The organism is Marinobacterium marisflavi, from assembly GCF_982447095.1.
In genome coordinates, this window is record NZ_OZ457898.1 from 3,035,820 (window position 1) to 3,057,065 (window position 21,246).

A 21,246-nucleotide genomic window follows, 5' to 3' on the forward strand; every position below is an offset into this window, starting at 1 on the left:
TTATCCGCGGATTTGCATCAACCGCGCAAGGATTCGGCTGAGCACTTCGCCAATGTAGCTGAGGAAGACCGTACCTTGACTCGACTGGAAGTAGAGCGGGTCGTACGAGCCGATCGCCAATAGCCCAAGCGTCTCACCTTTCACGAGCGGTACAGCGGCACAGGAGCGTACCGGTTCTTGAGGATTACGGAACAGAAAACGAGTCATCGCATCGCTGAATTGGCCGCAGCTCGGCAGCGTGGTGTCGACCAGCGGCTGCACCATTGAGGTTTGGGACCGTGGCAGTACACGCAGGTCATTCACCTCAAGCGCTGTATCGCTGAACAGGATCAACTCTACCTCATCACCGCTAAAGTCGCCGCAGAGGCTCTCTTCAAGCGCGATACTAACCTCGTCAAAGTTATCTGCTTCCAACAGCGACAGCACCATGCGTTTGGTCTTCTCAAACTGCCCATCATTGTGGCGTGCAGCATCGATCATATCGGAGAGGTGAGTCTGCAAAGTTTGCGCTTTGGCACGTAAAACACTGGTCTGACGCTCTACCAGCGATACCGCGCCGCCCGCCTGATGTGGCACCGTCAGTTTCTCCAGCAGCCACGACTGCTGCGAGAAGAAATCGGGATTAGCTGCCAGGAAATCGGCAACCTGCTGCTCAGTTACACCCTGACTCATAGGAAAATCTGTCCTTCATATACACTGGCTACTGGCCCTGTCATCATGACCGGAGAACCCTCACCCTGCCAACTGATCTGCAGCTCGCCGCCCGGCAGGCGCACTTTTACGTCGCTATCGAGTAGACCGCGCAGCACGCCGGAAACAACCGCTGCACAAGCACCAGTACCACAGGCCTGAGTCTCGCCAGCGCCTCGTTCATAGACACGCAGACGAATTTCATTGCGGCTAACAATCTGCATAAAGCCAATATTGGCTCTGTTCGGGAAGCGCGGATGTGACTCCAAAATAGGCCCCAAGGCTTCAACGGGAGCGGTATCAACTGAGTCGACAAGCACTACGCCATGAGGGTTACCCATAGACACTGCGCCAAGTTCAATCTCACCTTCGCCCTCAATCTCGAGTCGGTAGACCGTGGACTGCTCGTCCGCCTGAAGCGGGATTAGCGCCGGCTCTAGTTCAGGCTCACCCATGTCGACCTCTACAAGATCTCGACCGGTAATATTTAATACAGCCTGACCGCGAGCAGTTTTCACGTTAATACGGTCACGCAGCACCAAGCCTTTATCACGCACGAACTGCGCAAAGCAGCGCGCACCGTTACCGCAGTGCTCCACTTCCGAACCATCGGCGTTATAGATACGGTAGTCGAAATCCATATCAGGCTCAGAAGGTGGCTCGACCAGTAAAAGCTGATCAAACCCGACGCCACGGTTGCGATCGGCGAGCTGACGCACAAGATCTGCGTTCAAACGGACTTTCTGTGAGATCGCATCGATCACCATAAAGTCGTTGCCCAGACCGTGCATTTTAGTGAACCGCAGTTGCATCAGTTAGCCTCGGTCATTAGGTGCTCACCGCGCACCAGATCTTCAAAGGTTTCGCGCTCACGCACCACCTGAAAACGATCGTCATCCACCATCACTTCTGCCACACGTGGGCGAGTGTTGTAGTTGGATGCCATGACAAAGCCGTAAGCACCAGCCGAACAGACGGCTAGGCGATCGCCTGCGCTCAGCGCAAGCTGTCTGTCCTTACCGAGGAAATCACCGGTTTCACAGATCGGGCCAACAAGATCCCAGGTTTTGACCTCAGCCGCTGATTGCTCAAACAACGGAATGATCTCTTGGTAAGCGCTGTACAGAGATGGGCGAATCAGGTCATTCATCGCCGCATCTACGATGGCGAAGTTTTTATCGCCGTTCTCTTTAAGAAACTCGACCTGTGTCAGCAGCACACCCGAATTGGCCGCGATGGAGCGACCCGGTTCAAATACCAGCTTCACGTCGCGATAGCCCAGACGATCCGTCAGCGCATCGATGTAGGTTGCTGGCGTCGGGGGCGTCTCATCGGTGTAACAAACGCCGAGACCACCACCAAGATCGAGATGGCGAATTGTAATGCCCTGCTCGGCAAGCAGATCAATCAGCGCTAGTAGGCGATCCAACGCATCAAGGAAGGGACTCACCTCAGTCAGTTGGCTACCAATGTGGCAATCCACGCCGATCACTTCAACGCCCTTCAGTGCTGCAGCCTTCGCGTAAACCTCAGGCGCGCTCTCGATCGCGATACCAAACTTATTCTCTTTCAAGCCTGTTGAGATATAGGGGTGCGTACCTGCATCAACATCGGGATTCACGCGGAATGAGACACGCGCAACCTGACCTCGTGATTCGGCCACCTCATTCACACGATAGAGCTCGGCTTCTGACTCGATATTGAAGCAGTGAATGCCAACTTCTAGCGCACGAGCGATCTCATGCGCCTGCTTGCCAACACCCGAGAAAACGATCTTGTTCGGTTCTGCACCGGCCAACAAGGCACGCTCAAGCTCGCCACCCGACACGATATCGAAACCCGCGCCCAGCTTTGCCAACACATTGAGCACAGCAAGATTCGAGTTCGCTTTTACCGCAAAACATATCAGTGCATCGCGCCCCTCAAGGGCCTCAGCGTAACCTAGATAGGCTCTCTCTAGCGCTTCACGCGAGTAGACATAAGCAGGCGTTCCAACCTGCTCTGCGATCTGGTTGAGCGACACCTCTTCGCAATGAAGGTCTCCATTGCGGTATTCAAAACTATCCATTCTCAATCTCTTAACCGTTGGTCTGTTCAGTTGCGGCTTCACCCGGCATCGCTAAGGGTCCTTTCTGACCACAACCCACCAATACCAGGCTGACAAGAATCGCTGCCACTAGTCGCATCTGCGCATCTCCAACTCATAATCGTTTGCAGAGCATCTGTTGCATAAAAGCTCTGTCTGTTTAACCGCCGATTATAGCGCGATGAGGCCGCTATTAGCGACACCGTGGGTGATCGAAACAGGCGCGAAAGCGCTAAAAACCTATGCGGGCTGCTGATATACTCGCTACCTATCAAACCTATGTGCAAGGAACAGAAAATGAGTGATGCCCTCTACCTGAGCCGTGTTGAAGAGACTCTCAATCAGATTGAAGAGCTGCTTGATGATGCCGAGTCTGATCTGGACTACGACAATAACGGTGCAATGATGGTTATCAAGTGTCCCGATAGAAGCCAAATCATCCTGACCCGCCAGCCTCCTGTAAGTCAGCTCTGGCTGGCGACTCGTACTCAGGGTCTTCACTTCGATTACGATGAGGCCTCCGAACAGTGGGTTTTAGATAGTGATGGCTCTCCTCTGCGCGACCACCTAAGCGCCGCCTTTGCGGATCAGACCGACGAGCAGCTCGACCTCAGCGAGATCTGAAAGCAAGTATGAAGATTCTAGTTACCGGCGCGGCCGGCTTCATTGGTTTCCATGTCAGCCAAGTGCTTTGTGGTCGTGGCGATGAGGTGGTCGGTATCGATAACCTCAACGACTACTACGCCGTCTCACTGAAAGAGGCACGCCTAGCGCAACTGGAACCGCTCGAAAATTTCCGCTTCATCAAACTCGACCTTGCCGATCGCTCGGGTATGGAGCGGCTGTTTGCTGAGGAGAAATTCGATCGTGTGGTGCACTTGGGTGCTCAAGCCGGCGTACGTTACTCGATTGAGAACCCGCACGCCTACGCTGACTCAAACCTGATTGGTTTCCTCAATATTTTGGAGGGATGCCGCCATCACAACGTAGAGCACCTAGTCTACGCCTCATCTAGCTCGGTTTATGGTGCTAACGAGACCATCCCGTTCAGTGAAGAGGATAACGTCGATCATCCCGTCTCTCTCTATGCAGCCACCAAGAAGGCAAATGAGGCGATGGCGCATAGTTACTCCCAGCTCTATAGCCTGCCTACAACAGGCTTGCGCTTCTTCACGGTCTACGGCCCCTGGGGCCGCCCGGATATGTCGCCGATACTCTTTGCCGATGCGATCAATCAGGGTAAACCACTTAAGGTGTTCAACTACGGTAAGCACCGTAGGGACTTTACCTATATCGATGACATCGTAGAGGGCGTAGTACGGACGCTAGACCGTATAGCCCTGCCTGATCCTGTCTGGTCAGGCCTCAAACCGAACCCCTCCAGCTCCAAAGCGCCATGGCGCGTCTACAATATTGGCAACAGCCAACCGGTTGAGCTGCTCTACTACATTGAGTGTTTGGAGCAGGCGTTCGGAAAAACCACTGAGAAGACTTTGCTACCACTGCAGCCTGGCGATGTGGAGCATACCTATGCTGATGTAAGCGCGCTGATGCGAGATACGGGATACGAACCCAACACGCCGATTGAAGAGGGTGTTGCGAAGTTTGCCGAGTGGTATCGCGGTTACTACAAAGTCTGAGTTACAGCAGGTGTCGCTCGACTCGCTTGTAGAGACGTTCGAGGGCACCGCGATTTCGCTGGACAACCCGTAGTCCGGCCTCCCCAGCTCCCTTTGAGTCGTTGATTAGTTCACCCGTCACGGTCGCCAAATGCGCCGAATCCTCGACAGCAAAAAGTGCGCCTTCATTTTCCAACTCATTAGAGATGCTCTGAAAATTGTATCGGCTTGGGCCCATCAGGATAGGCAGACCAAGCGCGGCGGGCTCCAGGGGGTTGTGACCACCCGTTCCTGAGAAGCTACCGCCCACAAAGGCGATATCCGCTGCCGCGAAATAGGCCAGCATCTCACCGAGGCTATCACCGATCCAGATCTCTGTTTGTCGAGTGGGTGGGTGGTTAGAAGAGCGCCGCTCACAGGCATTTGAGTAACTTTGCGCCAACTGCGCAACGCTATCGAACCGCTCTGGATGGCGAGGAACCAGAATCAAAGCGACAGTTGGGTCGGCTTGTTTGAGGTTTTGCCAGGCTTTCAGCGCTATCTCATCTTCGCCCTTATGCGTGCTGGCGGCGATCAGCACCGGTCTATCCGGTCCCAATGCTTTACGCCAACTATGGCCCAGTTCAATCATCTCATCAGGAATTGAAAGATCGAACTTGATACTGCCATCGATGCTGATTTTATCGCTTGGCAAGCCAAGCTCGATAAATCGTTCAGCGTCAGCCTGGTGCTGAGCGCAGATGTGAGTCAGTGCGCCCAGCGCAATTTCAGTTAAGGAAGAGAAGCGCTGATATCCTCGCAGAGACTTGGCAGAGAGTCGTGCATTCGCCAGCAGCAGCGGAACTTCGCGCTTTCGAGCGGTATTTAAAAGATTCGGCCAGAGCTCCGTCTCAACGATCAATCCCGCTCGCGGTTTGTGCCGATTAAGAAAGCGCCTAACAGCTCCGGGAGTGTCCCAAGGAACGTAGCGATGACTAACTCCACCGCCGAAGCGTTGCTGAACCTGTGCGGCGCCGGTAGGCGTCATCGTCGTAATCAGAATCGGAATATCTGGTTTAGACGTCAGGAGTTTCTCTACTAACGGGCTAATCGCTATTACTTCGCCGACAGAAACTGCATGGATCCAGAGGGGGTTGCCAGAGACTGGTTTAGAGTAACCAAGTCTCTCAGCCATACGCTGGCGATATGCGGGTGCGCGGCGACTGCGAATCAGTAGCCGTAGAGCAAAGAGAGGTAGGAGTAGCCTAAAGAGCGTGGAGTAGAGCGCCAGCGCCAAAATCAGACCTCATCGCGGAACTGCATGCGGTGCAACTGGGCATAGGCCCCATCCTGTTCAAGCAGCGTCTGATGGGTTCCCGTCTCCACAATCTGACCATGCTCCATAACCACAATCATGTCTGCCTTTTCGATAGTCGATAGACGATGCGCAATGATCAACGTTGTTCGGCCTTTGACGACCTCATCAAGCGCAGCCTGAATGTGTCGCTCGGACTCAGTATCGAGTGCCGATGTCGCCTCATCCAAAATTAAGATCGGCGCGTTTTTAAGAATCGCGCGAGCGATGGCAATACGTTGACGCTGACCGCCAGAAAGCAGTACACCACCCTCACCAATCTCGGTATCCAAGCCATTGGGAAGACGGTCCAAAAACTCAGTGACATGCGCCGCTTCAGCTGCGGCCAAAATATCCTCGCGCGATGCATCTGACATAGCACCGTACGCAATATTGTCGGCGATTGTGCCGTTAAAAAGCACGACTTGCTGGTTAACGAGCGCGATCTGCGCACGGAGGCTCTGTAGTGTCACCTCTTCAATTGGGACACCGTCCAGCGTCAACTTACCCTCCCAGCCATCGTTGAAGCGGGGGAGAAGACTAACCAAAGTGGATTTACCTGAACCCGAGCGGCCCACCAAAGCGACCGTGGTATTTGCAGGAATACAGAAGTTGAGATTGTTCAGAGCGGCAGGCAGATCTGGGGCATATTTGAAGCTCAGATTTTCAAGACAAATCTGACCTTGGACACCCTTGATGCGGCGCGTTCCGTTATCAATTTCATCCGGCGCATCCAATATTTCAAAGACGGACTCCGAGGCTGCGATCCCTTTCTGAATCTTGGAGTTCACATCAGTCAGTAGTCTTAGCGGTTTGGTAATGAGACCCGCAGCGGTGAGGAAAGCAACAAAACCGCCGGTACTCATACCGGCCATCACTTCAGGGTGCATCGCAATAAACATCAACGCAGCCAGCGCCAAAGCAACCAGCATCTGAATCATCGGCGTGTTAATCGCCTGTGTCACCGTCATCTTCATAAATTGGCGGCGATTACGATCACTCGCCTCGTGGAAGCGGCGCTTCTCAAAGTTCGCACCGCCAAAAATACGCACAATCTGGTGCCCTTTAATCGCCTCAGAGGCGGAGTCAGTGATATCACCGACACTCTCCTGAATCTTGCGGCTCTGACGACGTAATCTCTTAGAGGCGATCATGACAACAATGCCCATGAATGGAGCCGCAGCAACGAAAACCAGCGTCAGCTTCCAGTTGATATAAAGCATGTAGCCAAACAGGCCGATAACGGTCAGGCCTTCTCGAAGAGCCACTTTTACTGCTTCTGTCACCGCTTCAGTCACCTGTTCGACGTTGTAGGTGAGTTTAGCGAGCATCTGCCCAGATTTACCCTGGGCGAAATAGGAGACTGGCAGGGTTTGTAGCTTGTTAAATAGATCAACGCGCAGACCATGAATCGCTTGGCGAGCAATATAGGCAAGAGAGTAAGTGCCGATGAAGGTACCTGCCCCGCGCATGAAGAAAATCACGACGATCATCACCGCAAGCAGCGCGCGCTGCTCGAACTCGCCATCCTCAACCGCGTTGACGACCATCTCAAGCCATTTGGCAGAGGCTGCTTGTGATGCACCGTATCCTGCATAAGCAATAAAGCTGAGCACAAAGCCGAACCAGTATGGACCGACGTAACTCAATAGACGTTTGTATAGCTGAAAGCCTGTCTGCGGCTGCACTTTTATACTTATTCCTTTTCGAAATTAGCGCCCAGTATACACGACAGATCTCGCTTGTGGTTGCTCAATAAGTCTCAGGCTCTTAAACTTCAATTTTCACGCAAATTGACCGCAGATGAAATCGCAGCTTACTCAGTTTCTAGCCCCGACATACTGGCCGACCTGGATCGGATTAGGTTTTCTGCGTCTGGTAAATCTGCTGCCGTTCAACGCCCAACTAAAGGTTGGAGCGCTACTCGGTAGAGTCATCTATCACATTGCGAAATCTCGTCGCCATGTGGCAGAGGTGAACATCAAACTCTGCTTTCCAGAACTGAACGAAAAAGAGCAGGCAAGGCTGGTTAAAGATGTCTTCATCAACAATGGTATCGGCATTATCGAGACCGCCATGGCATGGTGGTCTGATCGCAACGCGTTCACACAGAAAGTAACGCTAGAAGGGCGTGAGCACCTCGATGAGGCTCTTGAGCAAGGCAGAGGCGTCATCCTATTGGGCGCGCACTTCTCTACCCTCGACCTCGGCGGACTGCTCTTCTCGCTCTATTACCCGCTGAATACTATGTACCGCCCACACAATAACCCTTTGATGGAGCACTTTATCCAGCAGGGTCGGCTGCGGTCTATCAACAAACTTATTGACCGCTCAGACTTTCGCACACTTATACGGGCCCTCAAGGCCAATGAGATTGTGTGGTATGCACCCGATCAGGACTTCGGGCCTACACACTCCGTCTACGCGCCATTTTTTGGGGTTGAAGCCGCTACGGTTACTGCAACAAGTCGAATTGCCAAAATGAACGGTTCACCGATACTAATGCTGTCCCATCATCGTCAACCGGATGGTACATACAAACTGATTCTTCATCCGTGCTTGGATAATTTTCCCAGCGAGTCGGATAGATTAGATGCGGCTCGTGTAAACGAAGAACTAGAATGCGGAATCAGAATCGCACCGGATCAGTATATGTGGGTTCACCGGCGTTTTAAGACGCACCCACGCGGAAAAAACCACCTTTACACGAGTCAATCAAAATGAGTCGCATAATGTTACTGGCGCTATCAGATTATGCGGGCGGTATGGAGAAACATGTCGTTGAGCTGTGCGAGCAACTTTGCACCCGGGGACACAGCATCAGTTTAATATGCGGTGACGGGTACCCTAATCTCAAAATATCAAATCTTCGCAGAACGATAGTCTCTACAACGTTATCTCGATACAACCCAAAGCTGTACTTCAGAATCGCCCAAGAAATTCTAAAATTCTCACCCGATATAATACATTGCCATGGAAACAAAGCCGTATTTGTGCTCGGGCTAATACCAAGAATCAGCGGAGCAAGGAGGATTGCTACTGTTCATGGCCTGAAGAAAATCAACTGGGCTTACCGAAAACTAGATCATTGTATTGGTGTCAGCCAAAAAATTACTGATCAACTTCTAGAAAAAAATATAAGGGCAACCCGAGTTTACAATGGTACAGACTTCTCTCCTGAACTAACCCCAACTAGGCTGGATTTGGCGAATTCCCATAACAAACCTTTTAGATGGGCCCTGGTAGGGAGACTAGTTGAAGTGAAGGGCTTTGAACTTGGACTAAACGCTATCTCTCGATTAGAGAAACATGAAGCAGTAATAATCGGAGATGGACCCGAGCGAGAGTCTTTGGAAGCCTTAGCGGCAAGTTTAGGCATTGAAGAGCGCACACATTTTCTTGGGTTTAGAAAGGACGTTTTGGCACAACTCTCAATGGTTGACGGGACACTCATTACCTCATTTAAAGAGGGTTTTTCATATGTCTTTCTTGAGTCAATGCTATGTGGCACACCCGTGGTTTCAACCGACGTACCAGTCGCAAACGAAATACTTCCCAATGAATACATCTGTAAAGACCGAGATCCGTCAGCGCTGGCCCAGATTATGGAAGCAGTCAGGTTGAAGCGAGATTCCGGGCCCATTCAATTAGATCAAGTTGAAAGATGTAGATCAGAGCTAACACTTCAAGCGATGGTTGAACAAATTGAAACTCTATACGAAGACAGCTAGTCATGAACAAACTCCCAATTTCGGTTACGATCATAACCTTCAACGAAGAAGAAAGGCTACCACTGGTGCTGGACCCTTTGGTCAACCTGGTAGACGAGATTATCGTAGTCGATAGTGGTAGTTCGGACGACACACTGCAAATTGCTGAAAAGTCGGGCTGCCTAGTATTCCATCGCGACTGGACTGGGTTTGGCGATCAAAAAGTTTTCGCGGAGAAAAAATGCAGAAACAATTGGGTTCTCAATCTAGACGCTGATGAAATACTTTTGCCTTCAATTATCAGATCCCTGAAAACGTTGTTTCGAGATCATACTAATTTAAAACCGGCTGTTTATAAGTTAGCGATACGCCACGTTAGTCACCTCTCGAACTCCCGCCACCCTTTACCGTTTGCACCGACAAACTGGACTCCCCGCCTCTACCATAGAGAAGTCGCTGGCTTCAGCAACAGCACAGTACACGACAAAGTAATACCGAAATCTACGATAACACCGACCAAGTTGAAGGGCGACGTCGCACACATCTCACTTAAATCGTTCAGTCATATGTGGGAGAAAATCGCTACATACAGCGCCCTCCAAGCTGAAGTTCGAGTTGAAAAAGGTCGTTCAAACTCCTTTGCTCTTCTCTTTTTAGATCCTCCCTTTTTCTTCTTAAAGAACTATTTTTTTAGACGCCTATGTTTTGTGGGGTTAGAGGGGTTGGTGATGTCATTTGCGTTAAGTGCTGGCCGAGCTCTGCGAATTGGAATGGCAAGAGAGATAGCAGCTAAGCGATTACCGTATGACTAACTTACTAACGATATCACGACTGCACAGATATTGTTGAAGCTTAGCGAAAAAGTTATTGCAAGAGCTTAGCAAAATATCAGTAGCATTATTTGTTAGGATGAAATATGACTAGAATCGCAGTATCATTATATTCGAAATATGATGGCGGCTTGGAAGAATCTTTTGTCTTCTATTGTAATTTACTTGACGAATTAGGCTACGAAATTACTGCTTTTTTTCCAAAAAGCGCTCCCTACCAGTGGAGATTAAGTAAGAAAATAGAAACTATATTTATCGAACCGAGTGGCTATCTTGATATATACAGCATGGTCAAATTGATTTTGATTAACACATCAAAAAAATACGATGTATTTATGTCGTTTAATTCGCGTGCCGGACATTACTCTACTATTATATCAAAACTTACTAAGAGTAGGTCAATTGCCTACACAGCGAGTTATAAAGTCCGCAGGTTGAAAGGAGCAGATGCGATTATTTGCGTAACGGATATAATGCGAAAAAATTTAGAAGAGAAAGGTTTTAATAAGGATATTTTGTATACTCTACCCCCCGTTTCAATCGAGTTATCAAATAAAAAATTTTCTATCCGACGCACTCATAATATATATACCAATATTGGATACCTAGGCAGAATGACGCAGGAAAAAGGCTTTAAAAATTTTTGTAACGCCATAACAGAATTTAACTCAAAATCGAAATTAAATGTTCATATAGCGGGCGACGGCCCTGAGAAAGAACAGGGCATTGTGAAATTAAAAAAATACAACGTTAGTATGAACGACTATGGATGGATTGAGGATAAAGACTACTTCTTTAGCAAAATCGACATTCTTGTTGTCCCCTCGACCTCTGAAACTTTTGGCATCGTAATATTAGAAGCTATACAAAGAGGAGTTCTAGTTGTTTCGACACCTACGGACGGTGCGTTCACCATATTGAGCCACAATAAGGATGGTTGGATCTCAGACTCTTTCAGTCCCAGCTCCATCGCGCAAGCCCTAGGAACAGCTTTGGCAAACCGCAAAAAATGGGATGAAATTCGTCAAAATGCACTCCACAAACTCGAATTATTTGGAATCGAAGCCACTAAAGAGAAAATGAACACTATACTCGAGAGAGTTTTATTAAGGTAAGAGAGAATGCGATCTCTCCTTTTTTAGGCAAAATAAAATACAATGAGCCGAATGTTTACCTTAAAAACATGATAATCGCATCCAATATTATTGGATAAAGTCATCGACCTATAGCTTACAACTAACCAATCTTAGAGAGAAGCCAATGCTAATCGTATCTTTGACAACTATTCCTCCTAGAGTTAAAGACTTGGGTTTTGTTATTGAAAGTATCGCTTCACAATCAGTTTCTGTGGATAAAATAGAGCTAAATATTCCCATAAAATACGACCGAAACGATTTGGGATCAATTGATGAGGCAAAACTTCCGAAAAACTGCGATATTTATTGGGTTGATCGGGATTACGGACCCGCCACCAAAATTTTACCAACTGTTGCAAGATATTGGGGTCAAGACGTTGACATCATCTTTTGTGACGACGATCGGTTGTACGACAAAGACTGGGTTAAAAGACTAACGGAAACAGCCGCTGCAAACCCTTATTGCTGCATCGCGGAAGAGGCAATGAATGCAAATCGGCGACTAGAATCAATAAAATGGAGAAAGCGACCGTTTTTATATAGATTGCTACGAGTGCTTTCTCTTTTAAGATTTAAACCGACGAAGTGTTTACCAGATGAGTTACCGAACATAGCTGAGGGCTATGGTGGCTGCCTGGTTAAACCTAACTTTTTTTGCGATAAAGTTTTCGATATACCTCTCGGACAAAGACTAGTCGATGATATTTGGCTCTCAGGTAATCTAGCGCTCAATAACATCGTTATCAAAAAGACACTCCGTTCTGCAGAAGAATGCTCCAGACCTGTTGAGCGCTTCTTTGACGTAATCACAGAGGACTATGCATTAAAAAATCAAACTCAAGACGGATATCGACGCTTGGATCTAGATGAATCCGCAATTAAGTGGTTTCAAAAACAGCACAAAATTTGGAATGATTAGATTGTCTAACAAGATTGCTCGTGCTCTCAGTACAAATCGAACTTATGGCTTTTTTTACATCGCTAACACTCTTGGTATCGTGGGTACGATTGCCACCTTAGTGATGTTGAAGACGGCAATTTTTAGTAGCCTACTGCTCCTTACGTCACTGCTCGCTTTAATTTTGTTCTTATTTTCTGAGCCTTCGTCTCGTTGTCATGTCTCAGTCCGTAAAAAATTCTGGATCGTGGCTCTTGCGATGTATGTTGGTGCGTGGATTTTTTCCTTATGGCAGTCAGGAGAAGCAATAGGACCCGGTATTGAACGTCCGCTCAAGCTGCTTGCTAGCGGCCTTATTTTTGTTAATCTGCTTGTATATGGCTTCCATCGTTTAGCTCTTCTAGTAGGAGCAATAATCTCGACGTCGCTCGTATTTTTTGAACTTTTCTTTATGGCGGACGGTTCTTTACAAAACAGAACTGGGCTTGGGCTTAATCCTAATGCGTTCGGCTATGTAATGGCCGGAATATCCCTCACTTTGTGTTCCTACAGCTTTGTCAGTAGCCTACGTACTTTGCAGCTAGTCACCCTTTTTTCTGCAATGCTTGGAATAACCGCCAGTCTTGCATCTGGTTCTAGGAGCCTGATAGTTGTCTACATCCTGTATTTCTTAGGAGTAATTTACCTCAAACGCAAGAGCCTTAGACTAAAGCATTTAGCCATTGGAGTTTTATTAGCCTCAAGCCTTGTCAGCATTCTGCAGTTTAGCGGCACAAAAATCGCATCGTTCGATCGAGCTACAGAATTCGATTCTACTCTGTTGGCATATCTGCGCGGTGAGACCGACGATCTCTCAAGTGGCCAGGATTCAGTCAGAGCATCTATGTACATAATAGCCACTGCTACATATTTAGATAACTTAATCATCGGCGCAGGCAACAACGTCAAAAGTATCGTATCCGAATACCAAAAGGCCCACCCCGAAGAGAAATTAAATTGGAGTGCCGTTGCAGCGCACTCGTCATTCCACAACTTATACCTTGATACAGCATCAAGAATGGGCTCTATAGGGCTTGTCAGTCTTCTATTATTCTTTGCCATGTGTCTTGTTGCCACAAAGAATAAGATTATGATGCTTGGGCCTTTAAGTGTTGCGGCCGGAGGAGGTATGTTTGATTCGCCGTTTGCCGGTGGTCAGTTTCTAATATTTTTCGCAATTAGTGTCGCCGCTATCCTAGCAAGCAGCCTTACCGAATGAGTGATACAACTCAAGGGTTTTTTTCTTCATTTTGGCTAAAGTAAACTTGTTTTCGGGAATTTCTGGTCTTTGGTCTAATGTTGAAGCTGTCTTAGCAGTAATTTCTCGAAGGTTACCAACATCGACTAAAAGCTCAGGCAAGAGTTCACTCATGGTTTCCTCCACTGCTCCGTGAGCATAGGCCACAACAGGAGTGCCGATAGCAATACTCTCAACCACCGCCCGTCCGAATGATTCAGCGGTAGTAGAAGTCAGCGACAAAGTGACATTTGAAACAGCATAAATCTCCCTCATATCCGACCTAGTGCCGAGGAAAATGAAGAAATGTCCCAGATTGTACTCATCGATTTCATGTTGTAGTTCGCTCAGAAAATTACCTCTTCCTGCGCTACCCACCACTAAAACAACGAAGTCATCTCGAATGAGAGAGAGTAAATGGACTACTTTGACAAGCTCTAAATGCCCTTTCCATCGAGTTATTCGCCCAGGGAAACAGATCAGTTTTTTATCGAGGCACTCAGGGTAATCCGAGTAAAACTGTTTTTTCCAATCATCAGAGGGCTGGAAACCTCTAACGAAATACTCCTCATCAATCCCTCGGTGAATCACGGTCACTTTGGTTGGATCGTCCACTTTATAGTTATCGAAGAGATACCTCTTACAGGTCTCAGACACACAGATTACACGCTCCCCTTTGGACATAATTGCGCTGTACCAGTTTACGGAGTGCATACCGTGTAAGGTCGTGATAAACCGGGGACGATCGTTTTCTGGCATTCCCTTCCAAGCTAACCAAATTACCCAAGCCGGCATTCGAGAACGCACGTGAACGATGTCGGGTTTCTCGTCGCGTAGCCATTCACGCACCGCCCAAAGCTTTAAGAAAGTTAGGAGAGATTTTTTGCCTAAGTCCCACGCTACGTGCCGAGAGCCCTCATGTTCGAGCTGCTTTACTAGGCGCCCACCAGCTGAGATGACAACGGATTCATGGCCCTCATCGACTAGCGCTTTGGCGATGTCTAATGTGCCTCGCTCGACCCCCCCCAATTCTAGTGCTGGGAGGACTTGGACCACTTTCATATAAATCGTTTTTCCAAAATAATCTGCGCACAGCGCGTTGCCTCAGCGAGGCGTTTTCCGCTGCGCGTTGACTCAAAATCTGTTCTGCAATCGACCAAATCGGCGTCTAGCAACATCTGCATTCCACGTTGAGTGCGTGAGTTAGTCACCGATTCTAAACCTATCAAGGAGACAGCGCACCCTGCCGTGAGTGCCTCGTAAACCATTGATACACTATCAGAAGTGACCCAAACGCGCTCGGTCTCGGCGAGCGTACTGGGAAGCCAATCACCACCGACAGATTCTGGCTGGACGATTTCTGTGCTTGGGAGCCCTTTGAGGAGCTCCAGAAATTCATTTGGAGTGCGCCGAGAGGTAGCTACTCGCAGACCAAACTCTGGGTTGGCAGACCGAATCTGTTGCAGTTGGTTGATAACTTCTTGATCCTTCCACCGCACGTGCTTGCTCGGTCCACCCACCAAAACTAGAGCGGACTCGGCAAGCTTATCACCCGGCACCATGCGATTCAGCGCACCACGGGTCGTCTGAAGCCTGTCTGATCCACACTTCATCTGATCATGCTCTGGAACCAGCACCAGATCAAAACAGGCAAGAGGTAAGCTCGGCCGCATCATAACCACGTTTTTAGCTTTGAAACGCAGTTTACACAGCCAACTCCACCAATGGGTTCGTCGGCCAGCAGATAAAATTAGCTTTGGCGAGGTGTCAGTCTTTAGGAGTGAGATTCCATCATTGATTGAGCGCACATCGAACTTCAACTCAGGGCGCAGACGCACCAAAGCTTCAGCAAGTCCGAGCGACTGATTGAGGTGGCCTGGTTTGCCATCGCTGATGATCCAAATGTCTGCCAAAAGTGGTCCTGCTTAGCCCCGTTTCACACAAGCCACAGAATAAAGAAAATTCGCTTCTGAATCAGCTAAAACCGGGTATTTGGTGAAATTTCGATTCCATTTTTCTACCAGTTGCATACAATTTGGCGATTAACTTTTAAGCAGCTCGCCCTATTGCGGCATGAGCTGTTCATAAAATCACTCAGAGTGAGTTTTAAATGGCGGCTTTTGGTTCCCTTTTCATGCCGGAGATGACCATCTCCTATTCCGACGGTCAGAGCTGGAGTGCAACAGAGATTGTACCCAGCGATAAACTGACACTGCATCCTGGTGCGCACGTGCTGCACTACTCAAGCACCTGTTTCGAGGGGCTAAAGGCGTTTCGCCACGCCGATGGTTCGGTGAAAATTTTCCGCATGGATAAGAATATCGATCGTTTTGCACAGAGCAGCCTCCTGCTCGGTTTACCAGAGATCGACAAGGCTCAGACTCAAGAGATGATCGAGACCATCGTGCGTCGCTTCATCTCTGACGTACCTGAGCCACCGGGTTCGATGTACATCCGCCCGACTCACATCGGTACTGAGCCAGCAATCGGTAAGGCGGCAGTGCCATCAATCACTTCGTGCCAGTACATCCTGCTGTCACCCGTTGGCGATTACTTTGCTGGCGGCGACAAAGCGCTGCGTCTGTTGGTTGATGACCATGCCATGCGCTGCCCACCACACATGGGCATGATTAAATCTGGCGGTAACTACGCGGCAGCAATGGGACCGATTCTCAAAGCCAAAGCCGAAGTGCAAGCCGATCAGGTCCTCTTCTGCCCAGGTGGTGACGTGCAGGAGACCGGCGCCGCCAACTTCCTGCTGATCGATGGAAACACCATCGTTACCAAAGCACTGGATGAGAGCTTCCTGCACGGCGTGACGCGCGACTCCATCTTAACCATTGCTCGCGATATGGGCATGGATGTTCAAGAGCGGGATTTGAGTGATGAAGAGCTGCTTGAACGCGCCGCTAAACCGGGTTGTGAAGCTGCCCTATCGGGTACTGCAGCAGTTCTGGCTCCAGTCGGTACACTGATCTACAACGGTAAAGAGTTCAACGTCGGCAATGGGGGTATCGGTGAAACCACCCTCAAACTGCGCCGCGCACTGAACGACATTCAGTGGGGCAAGGCCGAAGATCCACACGGCTGGCTAACCCACATGTAAGCGAGCCGACCTATCTAAAAAGCACCTTCGGGTGCTTTTTTTGTCCCTGAAGAACGTTGTCGATATCTCCTTCTGGGTATGCTGGCGCGCTGGGGGTGTAACCTCCAGACCCTTATTTCACATGGATGTGAAATACGGAGCGCCACACGGATATGTCCATGGATGGACGGTATGCCGCGCAACGCAGGAGCAAGCGCGCGGCAGTGCTCGAGCGAGTCTGGAGGTTATGCCGCCAGTGCGCGCGTCGAACTAAAGATCTGACCGATTACGCAGAGAAAATCTCCCCCCAAATTCCAGAAACTGTAGCTCGCATCTCCGCAATCTCAGCTTCTGAAACCAACCCTTTGCGCTCTTCCAAACTCTGCCGATGCCCAATCGAGCGATAGGTCTTATAACACTCACGCAAAGCCTCAGCCGACTGCTGACACAGATAACCACTAGACTCCAACGCATCCAATATCCGAATGTTATCGGTGTACTCAAACAGCCCAGAGGCCTGAGCAGCATGGCGGAGCACTAAGTACTGCACGCTGAACTCTATATCAACGATACCACCGGCATCCTGCTTCAGATCCACGCCCTCTGTACTCTCGCTCGACCCCAGATGTTTGCGCATCTTCTCACGCATATCGATCACCTCCTGGCGCAACACCGCAGGATCTCGACGCTGACTCAAGATCTCGCCACGCACCGCCGTAAAGGCCTCAGCCAAGCGCGCACTGCCGGCAACAGGGCGAGCACGCACCAACGCCTGGTGCTCCCAAGTCCAAGCCTCTTTTAGCTGATACTGCTTAAACGCTTGTAGCGACGTCACCAGCAGGCCTGAGTTGCCTGATGGTCTCAGACGCATATCGACCTCATAAAGCTGCCCCGAGGGCGTGAAGGTGTTCAATATATGAATGATGCGCTGGCCTAAGCGGGTGAAAAACACAGTATTGGCAATCTCGCGCGGCCCGCCCGTGGTGAACAGATCTCCCGGCAGGTCATGTAAGAAGACCAAGTCCAGATCCGATCCGTAAGAGAGCTCAATGCCACCGAGCTTGCCGTAGCCGACCACGACAAAATCCATCTCGGCCAACTCGCCCTCAGCACGTTGTGGCGTGCCATATTTCGCCAGCATCTCACGCCAAGCGATCTCTAGCACTGCTTGCAGAATCGCTTCAGCAAGCCAGGTTAAGTAATCACTCACTTTCATTAGCGGTAGCGCGCCTGTTATGTCGGCTGCCGCGACGCGCAAAATATGCGCGTTACGGAAGTAACGCAGCGCCTCCATCAGCTGCTCGATATCATCCTCTGGGATACGCAAAAGGTGCTGGCGTAATTCGATACCCAGCTCTTCTGCTGCCGGCGGGTTAAACAGTGTTTGTGAGTCGATCAGCTCATCAAGCAGCACGGGCTGATTCGCCAGCTTTTCAGCAAACCAGGGGCTAGCGCTGCACAGACGTACCAGCTGCTTTAAAGCACCGGGATTTTCGCTAAGCAACACCAGATAGGCCGAGCGACGCAGTACCGCCTGAATCAGCTGTAACACACGCTCCAGTGTCTGCTCCGGTTGCGGACAATTGATCAGCTCATTGAGTAACCGAGGAAGCAGAGCCAGCAAACGCTCCTGCCCAATACTCTGTAGTACCTGCGCCGTGCGTAGATTGCGGAACTCGATTAGCGTTTTGCCCGCCCGCTCAACATCGACAAAGCCCAAATTGCCCAAGTGTGACTGCAGAGCTTCAGCATCTTCGAAGCCTTGCTCCCAAAGCTGAGCCAACTCCCGATCAGTTTCAGTCGCTTCTTCTGCACTGGACCCCTCAACTGGGGAGATGACATCAGCGAAATGTTTACTCACATTCTCGCGCGCCGCGTTTAACTGATGCTCAAGCTGACTCCAGCTCAGATCACCTAAGTTCCAAGCAATACGCTCAAGCGATAGCTCATCTGCGGGCAACTCCTGTGTCTGCTTATCCGCTAGCGCCTGAATTGAGTGTTCAACATTGCGCAGCAGCAGATAGGCCTCTCGCAGTTCATCGACAAGAACTTGAGGCACACCAACCGCATCAGGCAAAAGGGGCAGTATATTCAGCAACTCGCGCTGCTGTAGTTGTTTATCACGCCCGCCCCGTATCAACTGGAAAGCCTGAGCAATGAACTCAACCTCGCGGATACCACCCGAGCCCAGCTTAATATTGTTATGCCGGCCTTTGATGCGATTCTCACGGCTAATCATCTGTTTCATATCGCGCAGCGATTCAAATGCGCTGTAGTCGATATAGCGTCGGTAGATAAACGGGTTCAAGCTCCTCAACAACTCATTACCAGCCGTTACATCCCCAGCAACAATTCGAGCCTTAATCAACGCATATCGCTCCCAGTCCCGCCCCTGCGTCTGGTAGTAGTGCTCCATCGCACCAAAACTGGCCACCAAGGGACCTGAGGCGCCGAAGGGGCGAAGGCGCATATCAACGCGGAACACAAACCCATCTGCCGTCTGCGTATCCAGCACTTTGATCAGGCGCTTGCCTAAACGATTGAAGAATTCAGCATTCTCAAGTGAACGGCGCCCACCCTCAGTCTCGCCATGTTCGGGAAAGGAGAAGATCAGATCGATATCGGAGGAGAGGTTGAGCTCTTGCGCGCCGTGCTTACCCATGCCGATAACGACTAACCGCTGCTCAACCCCCTGCTCATCTACAGGGCTACCAAAATCTCGTTTCAAATCCTCATGCAGCCAGTCAAGCGCTTGAGCACAGCAGGCGTCGGCCAGGTCTGAGAGCGCCAGCGTTGTCTCATGGAGATCAGCGAGGCGATTGAGGTCGCGCCAAATAATACGCACCATCTGGCGCTGGCGTAGATGACGCAGCGCCCGCATCAGCGACTCCTCAGACTCGACCCCATCGAGTGCCGACAGCACTCGCTCAACCATCTGACCGGACCGATAAGGTTCAGTAGCCGTCGAGACGGTTTCAGCCAATAACTCTGGGCACCGTGCAAATTGATCGCGCGCATAGTCAGAGCCGATCAAGACACGATGCAGTTGTTCACGTTGGTCATCCCGCAGTTCTAGCCCATCAAGACCAGCAGCGACACGTTCCAACTGCTGTTTTAATAGCTCTGAGAGTCCTTGCTGCATTGCACCTCCAAAATTTGGTCTATGCTGTTTGGTACGCATAGATTTTCTGATCTATCCGTTTGGTCTGACCATGACTCTGCTTAATGTTTTAGCACATCCGTAGCGCAACCGGTTTCAAAATGCATCAATTCAGTGCAGATGTATATTGACCTTGGAATAAGATTAGAACAATCTACGCCTACTAGTCCTTGCGCTGACGCAACAAATTCGCGCGTGCGATTGATCGAAAAGCCAGAGCTGGCGTATAGCCTCAGCAGTACAGCAGCTTGAAAAACGATCAATTTATCGCTCATTTTTCAGCCTTGGCACACTAGTTGCTGACTTACTAAAACAAGAAACAACTCAATCCAGAGGAAATGATAAATGGCTAAGAAAGCACTTTTCGCCGCAACAACCCTCGCTACTGCCCTGGTAGCTTCTGCAACAACCGTTCAGGCGGCAACTCTCGACGATGTAAAAGCACGTGGCACACTGACCTGTGGTGTATCGACTGGTCTGGCTGGCTTCTCAGAGAAAGACGCTAACGGCAACTGGAGCGGTCTAGACGTTGACGTGTGTCGCGCGGTAGCTGCTGCGGTACTCGGTGGCGCTGACAAAGTTCAGTACAAACCACTGACTGCAAAAGAGCGTTTCACTGCACTGGCTTCAGGTGAGATCGACATGCTCTCGCGTAACACCACCTGGACGCACACTCGTGATACCTCACTGGGTATCAACTTTGCGGGTACTAACTACTACGACGGTGCGTCTTTCATGGTCATGAAGGACCTTGGCGTATCTTCAGCGACTGAACTGGACGGTGCGAACGCATGTATCCAAGCTGGTACTTCAACTGAGCTTGCAATCGCTGACTACTTCCGCGAAAACGGCATGTCATACAAAGCGGTTACTTTCGACACCTCTGACCAGACTCGTCAGGGCTTCGAATCAGGCCGTTGTGACTTCCTGACTTCAGACGGCTCACAGCTGGCTGCACTGCGTATTGGTCTGGCAAACCCAGGCAACGCAATCATCCTGCCAGAAGTTATCTCAAAAGAGCCACTGGGCCCAGTTGTTCGTCAGGGTGACGATCAGTGGTTCAACATCGTTAAGTGGTCTCTGAACGCGATGATCGAAGCTGAAGAGCAGGGCGTTACCTCTATGAACGCTGGCGAAAAGATGAAAGATGGTAACCCAGCTAACAAGCGTCTTCTGGGCGCTGAAGGTGAACTGGGTGCTAACCTGGGTCTGGACGCAGAGTGGGCTTACCGCATCGTAACTCAGGTAGGCAACTACGCTGAGTCGTTCGAGCGTAACGTAGGTATGGGCTCTCCGCTGAAGCTGGAGCGTGGTCTAAACGCTTCTTGGCGTGACGGCGGTATCCTGTACGCACCAGCAATGCGCTAATTCAGCCTTGCTATCGGGAGGGGCGCAAGCCCCTCTTTTGTACCTGTTTTCTACG

The 21,246-nt window shown here is 50.0% G+C and carries 19 protein-coding genes; 10 read left to right on the forward strand and 9 right to left on the reverse strand.

From position 1 onward, the window contains the following. The 4 genes from AC1WNR_RS14945 to lptM are packed head-to-tail and all read right to left on the reverse strand — an operon-like array spanning nucleotide 1 to nucleotide 2,876. Nucleotides 1-672 (reverse strand): DUF484 family protein, encoded by a 672-nt coding sequence (locus tag AC1WNR_RS14945; protein ID WP_481645290.1) that lies wholly within the window; start codon nucleotides 670-672, stop codon nucleotides 1-3. Further along, nucleotides 669-1,502 carry a diaminopimelate epimerase gene (gene dapF, locus AC1WNR_RS14950; protein WP_481645291.1) on the reverse strand — a complete coding sequence of 278 codons (834 nt, stop codon included), beginning with the start codon at nucleotides 1,500-1,502 and terminating at the stop codon, nucleotides 669-671. The genes AC1WNR_RS14945 and dapF overlap by 4 nt, the downstream gene beginning before the upstream one ends. Next, entirely contained in the window at nucleotides 1,502-2,758 is a 1,257-nt protein-coding gene (gene lysA, locus AC1WNR_RS14955) for a diaminopimelate decarboxylase (RefSeq protein WP_481645292.1), read from the reverse strand. The genes dapF and lysA overlap by 1 nt, the downstream gene beginning before the upstream one ends. 10 nt (nucleotides 2,759-2,768) lie before the next feature. Next, nucleotides 2,769-2,876, reverse strand: coding sequence for an LPS translocon maturation chaperone LptM (gene lptM, locus AC1WNR_RS14960; RefSeq protein ID WP_481645293.1), 108 nt, complete (start codon nucleotides 2,874-2,876; stop codon nucleotides 2,769-2,771). Between the two features lie 197 nt (nucleotides 2,877-3,073). Between lptM and cyaY the strand changes: the two genes are divergently transcribed. Continuing rightward, the gene (cyaY, locus tag AC1WNR_RS14965; RefSeq protein ID WP_481645294.1) at nucleotides 3,074-3,400 is read left to right on the forward strand and encodes an iron donor protein CyaY; all 327 of its coding nucleotides are present in this window, start codon (nucleotides 3,074-3,076) and stop codon (nucleotides 3,398-3,400) included. Between the two features lie 8 nt (nucleotides 3,401-3,408). Further along, nucleotides 3,409-4,416, forward strand: a complete 1,008-nt coding sequence (locus AC1WNR_RS14970) for an NAD-dependent epimerase (protein ID WP_481645295.1) — start codon at nucleotides 3,409-3,411, stop codon at nucleotides 4,414-4,416. A 1-nt stretch (nucleotide 4,417) separates the two neighbouring features. Here the strand turns inward: AC1WNR_RS14970 and waaA are convergent, their stop codons facing one another. Both waaA and msbA read right to left on the reverse strand, forming a co-directional pair. Beyond that, nucleotides 4,418-5,671: a lipid IV(A) 3-deoxy-D-manno-octulosonic acid transferase gene (gene waaA / locus AC1WNR_RS14975; RefSeq protein ID WP_481645296.1), complete on the reverse strand. Its 1,254-nt coding sequence runs from the start codon at nucleotides 5,669-5,671 to the stop codon at nucleotides 4,418-4,420. A gap of 2 nt (nucleotides 5,672-5,673) precedes the next feature. Then, nucleotides 5,674-7,416: a lipid A export permease/ATP-binding protein MsbA gene (msbA, locus tag AC1WNR_RS14980; protein ID WP_481645297.1), complete on the reverse strand. Its 1,743-nt coding sequence runs from the start codon at nucleotides 7,414-7,416 to the stop codon at nucleotides 5,674-5,676. Nucleotides 7,417-7,531: 115 nt separating this feature from the next. On the opposite strand from msbA, the gene lpxL reads away from it, so the two are divergent. From lpxL to AC1WNR_RS15010, 6 genes are all read left to right on the forward strand, one after another. After that, the gene (gene lpxL / locus AC1WNR_RS14985) at nucleotides 7,532-8,452 is read left to right on the forward strand and encodes an LpxL/LpxP family Kdo(2)-lipid IV(A) lauroyl/palmitoleoyl acyltransferase (protein WP_481645298.1); all 921 of its coding nucleotides are present in this window, start codon (nucleotides 7,532-7,534) and stop codon (nucleotides 8,450-8,452) included. An 8-nt stretch (nucleotides 8,453-8,460) separates the two neighbouring features. Beyond that, complete coding sequence (locus AC1WNR_RS14990; RefSeq protein ID WP_481645299.1) at nucleotides 8,461-9,459, forward strand: glycosyltransferase; 999 nt, start codon at nucleotides 8,461-8,463, stop codon at nucleotides 9,457-9,459. A gap of 2 nt (nucleotides 9,460-9,461) precedes the next feature. Next, on the forward strand, nucleotides 9,462-10,250 hold the full coding sequence (locus tag AC1WNR_RS14995) for a glycosyltransferase family 2 protein (protein ID WP_481645300.1): 789 nt from the start codon (nucleotides 9,462-9,464) through the stop codon (nucleotides 10,248-10,250). 104 nt (nucleotides 10,251-10,354) lie between these two features. Then, on the forward strand, nucleotides 10,355-11,383 hold the full coding sequence (locus AC1WNR_RS15000; RefSeq protein WP_481645301.1) for a glycosyltransferase family 4 protein: 1,029 nt from the start codon (nucleotides 10,355-10,357) through the stop codon (nucleotides 11,381-11,383). Between the two features lie 145 nt (nucleotides 11,384-11,528). Then, entirely contained in the window at nucleotides 11,529-12,323 is a 795-nt protein-coding gene (locus AC1WNR_RS15005; protein WP_481645302.1) for a hypothetical protein, read from the forward strand. Then, on the forward strand, nucleotides 12,271-13,560 hold the full coding sequence (locus tag AC1WNR_RS15010) for an O-antigen ligase family protein (protein ID WP_481645303.1): 1,290 nt from the start codon (nucleotides 12,271-12,273) through the stop codon (nucleotides 13,558-13,560). Before AC1WNR_RS15005 ends, AC1WNR_RS15010 begins: the two co-directional genes overlap by 53 nt. On the opposite strand, the gene AC1WNR_RS15015 is transcribed toward AC1WNR_RS15010, so the two are convergent. Continuing rightward, the gene (locus AC1WNR_RS15015) at nucleotides 13,537-14,640 is read right to left on the reverse strand and encodes a glycosyltransferase family 4 protein (RefSeq protein ID WP_481645304.1); all 1,104 of its coding nucleotides are present in this window, start codon (nucleotides 14,638-14,640) and stop codon (nucleotides 13,537-13,539) included. The genes AC1WNR_RS15010 and AC1WNR_RS15015 overlap by 24 nt on opposite strands. Next, nucleotides 14,637-15,491 (reverse strand): mitochondrial fission ELM1 family protein, encoded by an 855-nt coding sequence (locus AC1WNR_RS15020; protein ID WP_481645305.1) that lies wholly within the window; start codon nucleotides 15,489-15,491, stop codon nucleotides 14,637-14,639. Before AC1WNR_RS15020 ends, AC1WNR_RS15015 begins: the two co-directional genes overlap by 4 nt. A gap of 197 nt (nucleotides 15,492-15,688) precedes the next feature. Between AC1WNR_RS15020 and AC1WNR_RS15025 the strand changes: the two genes are divergently transcribed. Further along, the gene (locus tag AC1WNR_RS15025) at nucleotides 15,689-16,684 is read left to right on the forward strand and encodes a branched-chain amino acid aminotransferase (protein WP_481645306.1); all 996 of its coding nucleotides are present in this window, start codon (nucleotides 15,689-15,691) and stop codon (nucleotides 16,682-16,684) included. 265 nt (nucleotides 16,685-16,949) lie between these two features. Here AC1WNR_RS15025 and glnE read toward each other — a convergent pair whose 3' ends face one another. Beyond that, nucleotides 16,950-19,805: a bifunctional [glutamate--ammonia ligase]-adenylyl-L-tyrosine phosphorylase/[glutamate--ammonia-ligase] adenylyltransferase gene (glnE, locus tag AC1WNR_RS15030; RefSeq protein ID WP_481645307.1), complete on the reverse strand. Its 2,856-nt coding sequence runs from the start codon at nucleotides 19,803-19,805 to the stop codon at nucleotides 16,950-16,952. A gap of 363 nt (nucleotides 19,806-20,168) precedes the next feature. Here glnE and AC1WNR_RS15035 point away from each other — a divergent pair, with 363 nt between their 5' ends. Further along, entirely contained in the window at nucleotides 20,169-21,191 is a 1,023-nt protein-coding gene (locus AC1WNR_RS15035) for an amino acid ABC transporter substrate-binding protein (protein WP_481645308.1), read from the forward strand. Nucleotides 21,192-21,246: the final 55 nt, after the last annotated feature.

Coding starts and splice junctions, on each gene's coding strand:
- AC1WNR_RS15025 (WP_481645306.1), top strand. CDS start 15,689: ATGGCGGCTTTTGGTTCCCTTTTCATGCCGGAGATGACCATCTCCTAT.
- lptM (WP_481645293.1), bottom strand. CDS start 2,876: ATGCGACTAGTGGCAGCGATTCTTGTCAGCCTGGTATTGGTGGGTTGT.
- lpxL (WP_481645298.1), top strand. CDS start 7,532: ATGAAATCGCAGCTTACTCAGTTTCTAGCCCCGACATACTGGCCGACC.
- AC1WNR_RS15035 (WP_481645308.1), top strand. CDS start 20,169: ATGGCTAAGAAAGCACTTTTCGCCGCAACAACCCTCGCTACTGCCCTG.
- AC1WNR_RS14970 (WP_481645295.1), top strand. CDS start 3,409: ATGAAGATTCTAGTTACCGGCGCGGCCGGCTTCATTGGTTTCCATGTC.
- AC1WNR_RS14945 (WP_481645290.1), bottom strand. CDS start 672: ATGAGTCAGGGTGTAACTGAGCAGCAGGTTGCCGATTTCCTGGCAGCT.
- AC1WNR_RS14995 (WP_481645300.1), top strand. CDS start 9,462: ATGAACAAACTCCCAATTTCGGTTACGATCATAACCTTCAACGAAGAA.
- cyaY (WP_481645294.1), top strand. CDS start 3,074: ATGAGTGATGCCCTCTACCTGAGCCGTGTTGAAGAGACTCTCAATCAG.
- AC1WNR_RS14990 (WP_481645299.1), top strand. CDS start 8,461: ATGTTACTGGCGCTATCAGATTATGCGGGCGGTATGGAGAAACATGTC.
- AC1WNR_RS15015 (WP_481645304.1), bottom strand. CDS start 14,640: ATGAAAGTGGTCCAAGTCCTCCCAGCACTAGAATTGGGGGGGGTCGAG.
- AC1WNR_RS15000 (WP_481645301.1), top strand. CDS start 10,355: ATGACTAGAATCGCAGTATCATTATATTCGAAATATGATGGCGGCTTG.
- AC1WNR_RS15010 (WP_481645303.1), top strand. CDS start 12,271: ATGAATCCGCAATTAAGTGGTTTCAAAAACAGCACAAAATTTGGAATG.
- glnE (WP_481645307.1), bottom strand. CDS start 19,805: ATGCAGCAAGGACTCTCAGAGCTATTAAAACAGCAGTTGGAACGTGTC.
- dapF (WP_481645291.1), bottom strand. CDS start 1,502: ATGCAACTGCGGTTCACTAAAATGCACGGTCTGGGCAACGACTTTATG.
- AC1WNR_RS15005 (WP_481645302.1), top strand. CDS start 11,529: ATGCTAATCGTATCTTTGACAACTATTCCTCCTAGAGTTAAAGACTTG.
- lysA (WP_481645292.1), bottom strand. CDS start 2,758: ATGGATAGTTTTGAATACCGCAATGGAGACCTTCATTGCGAAGAGGTG.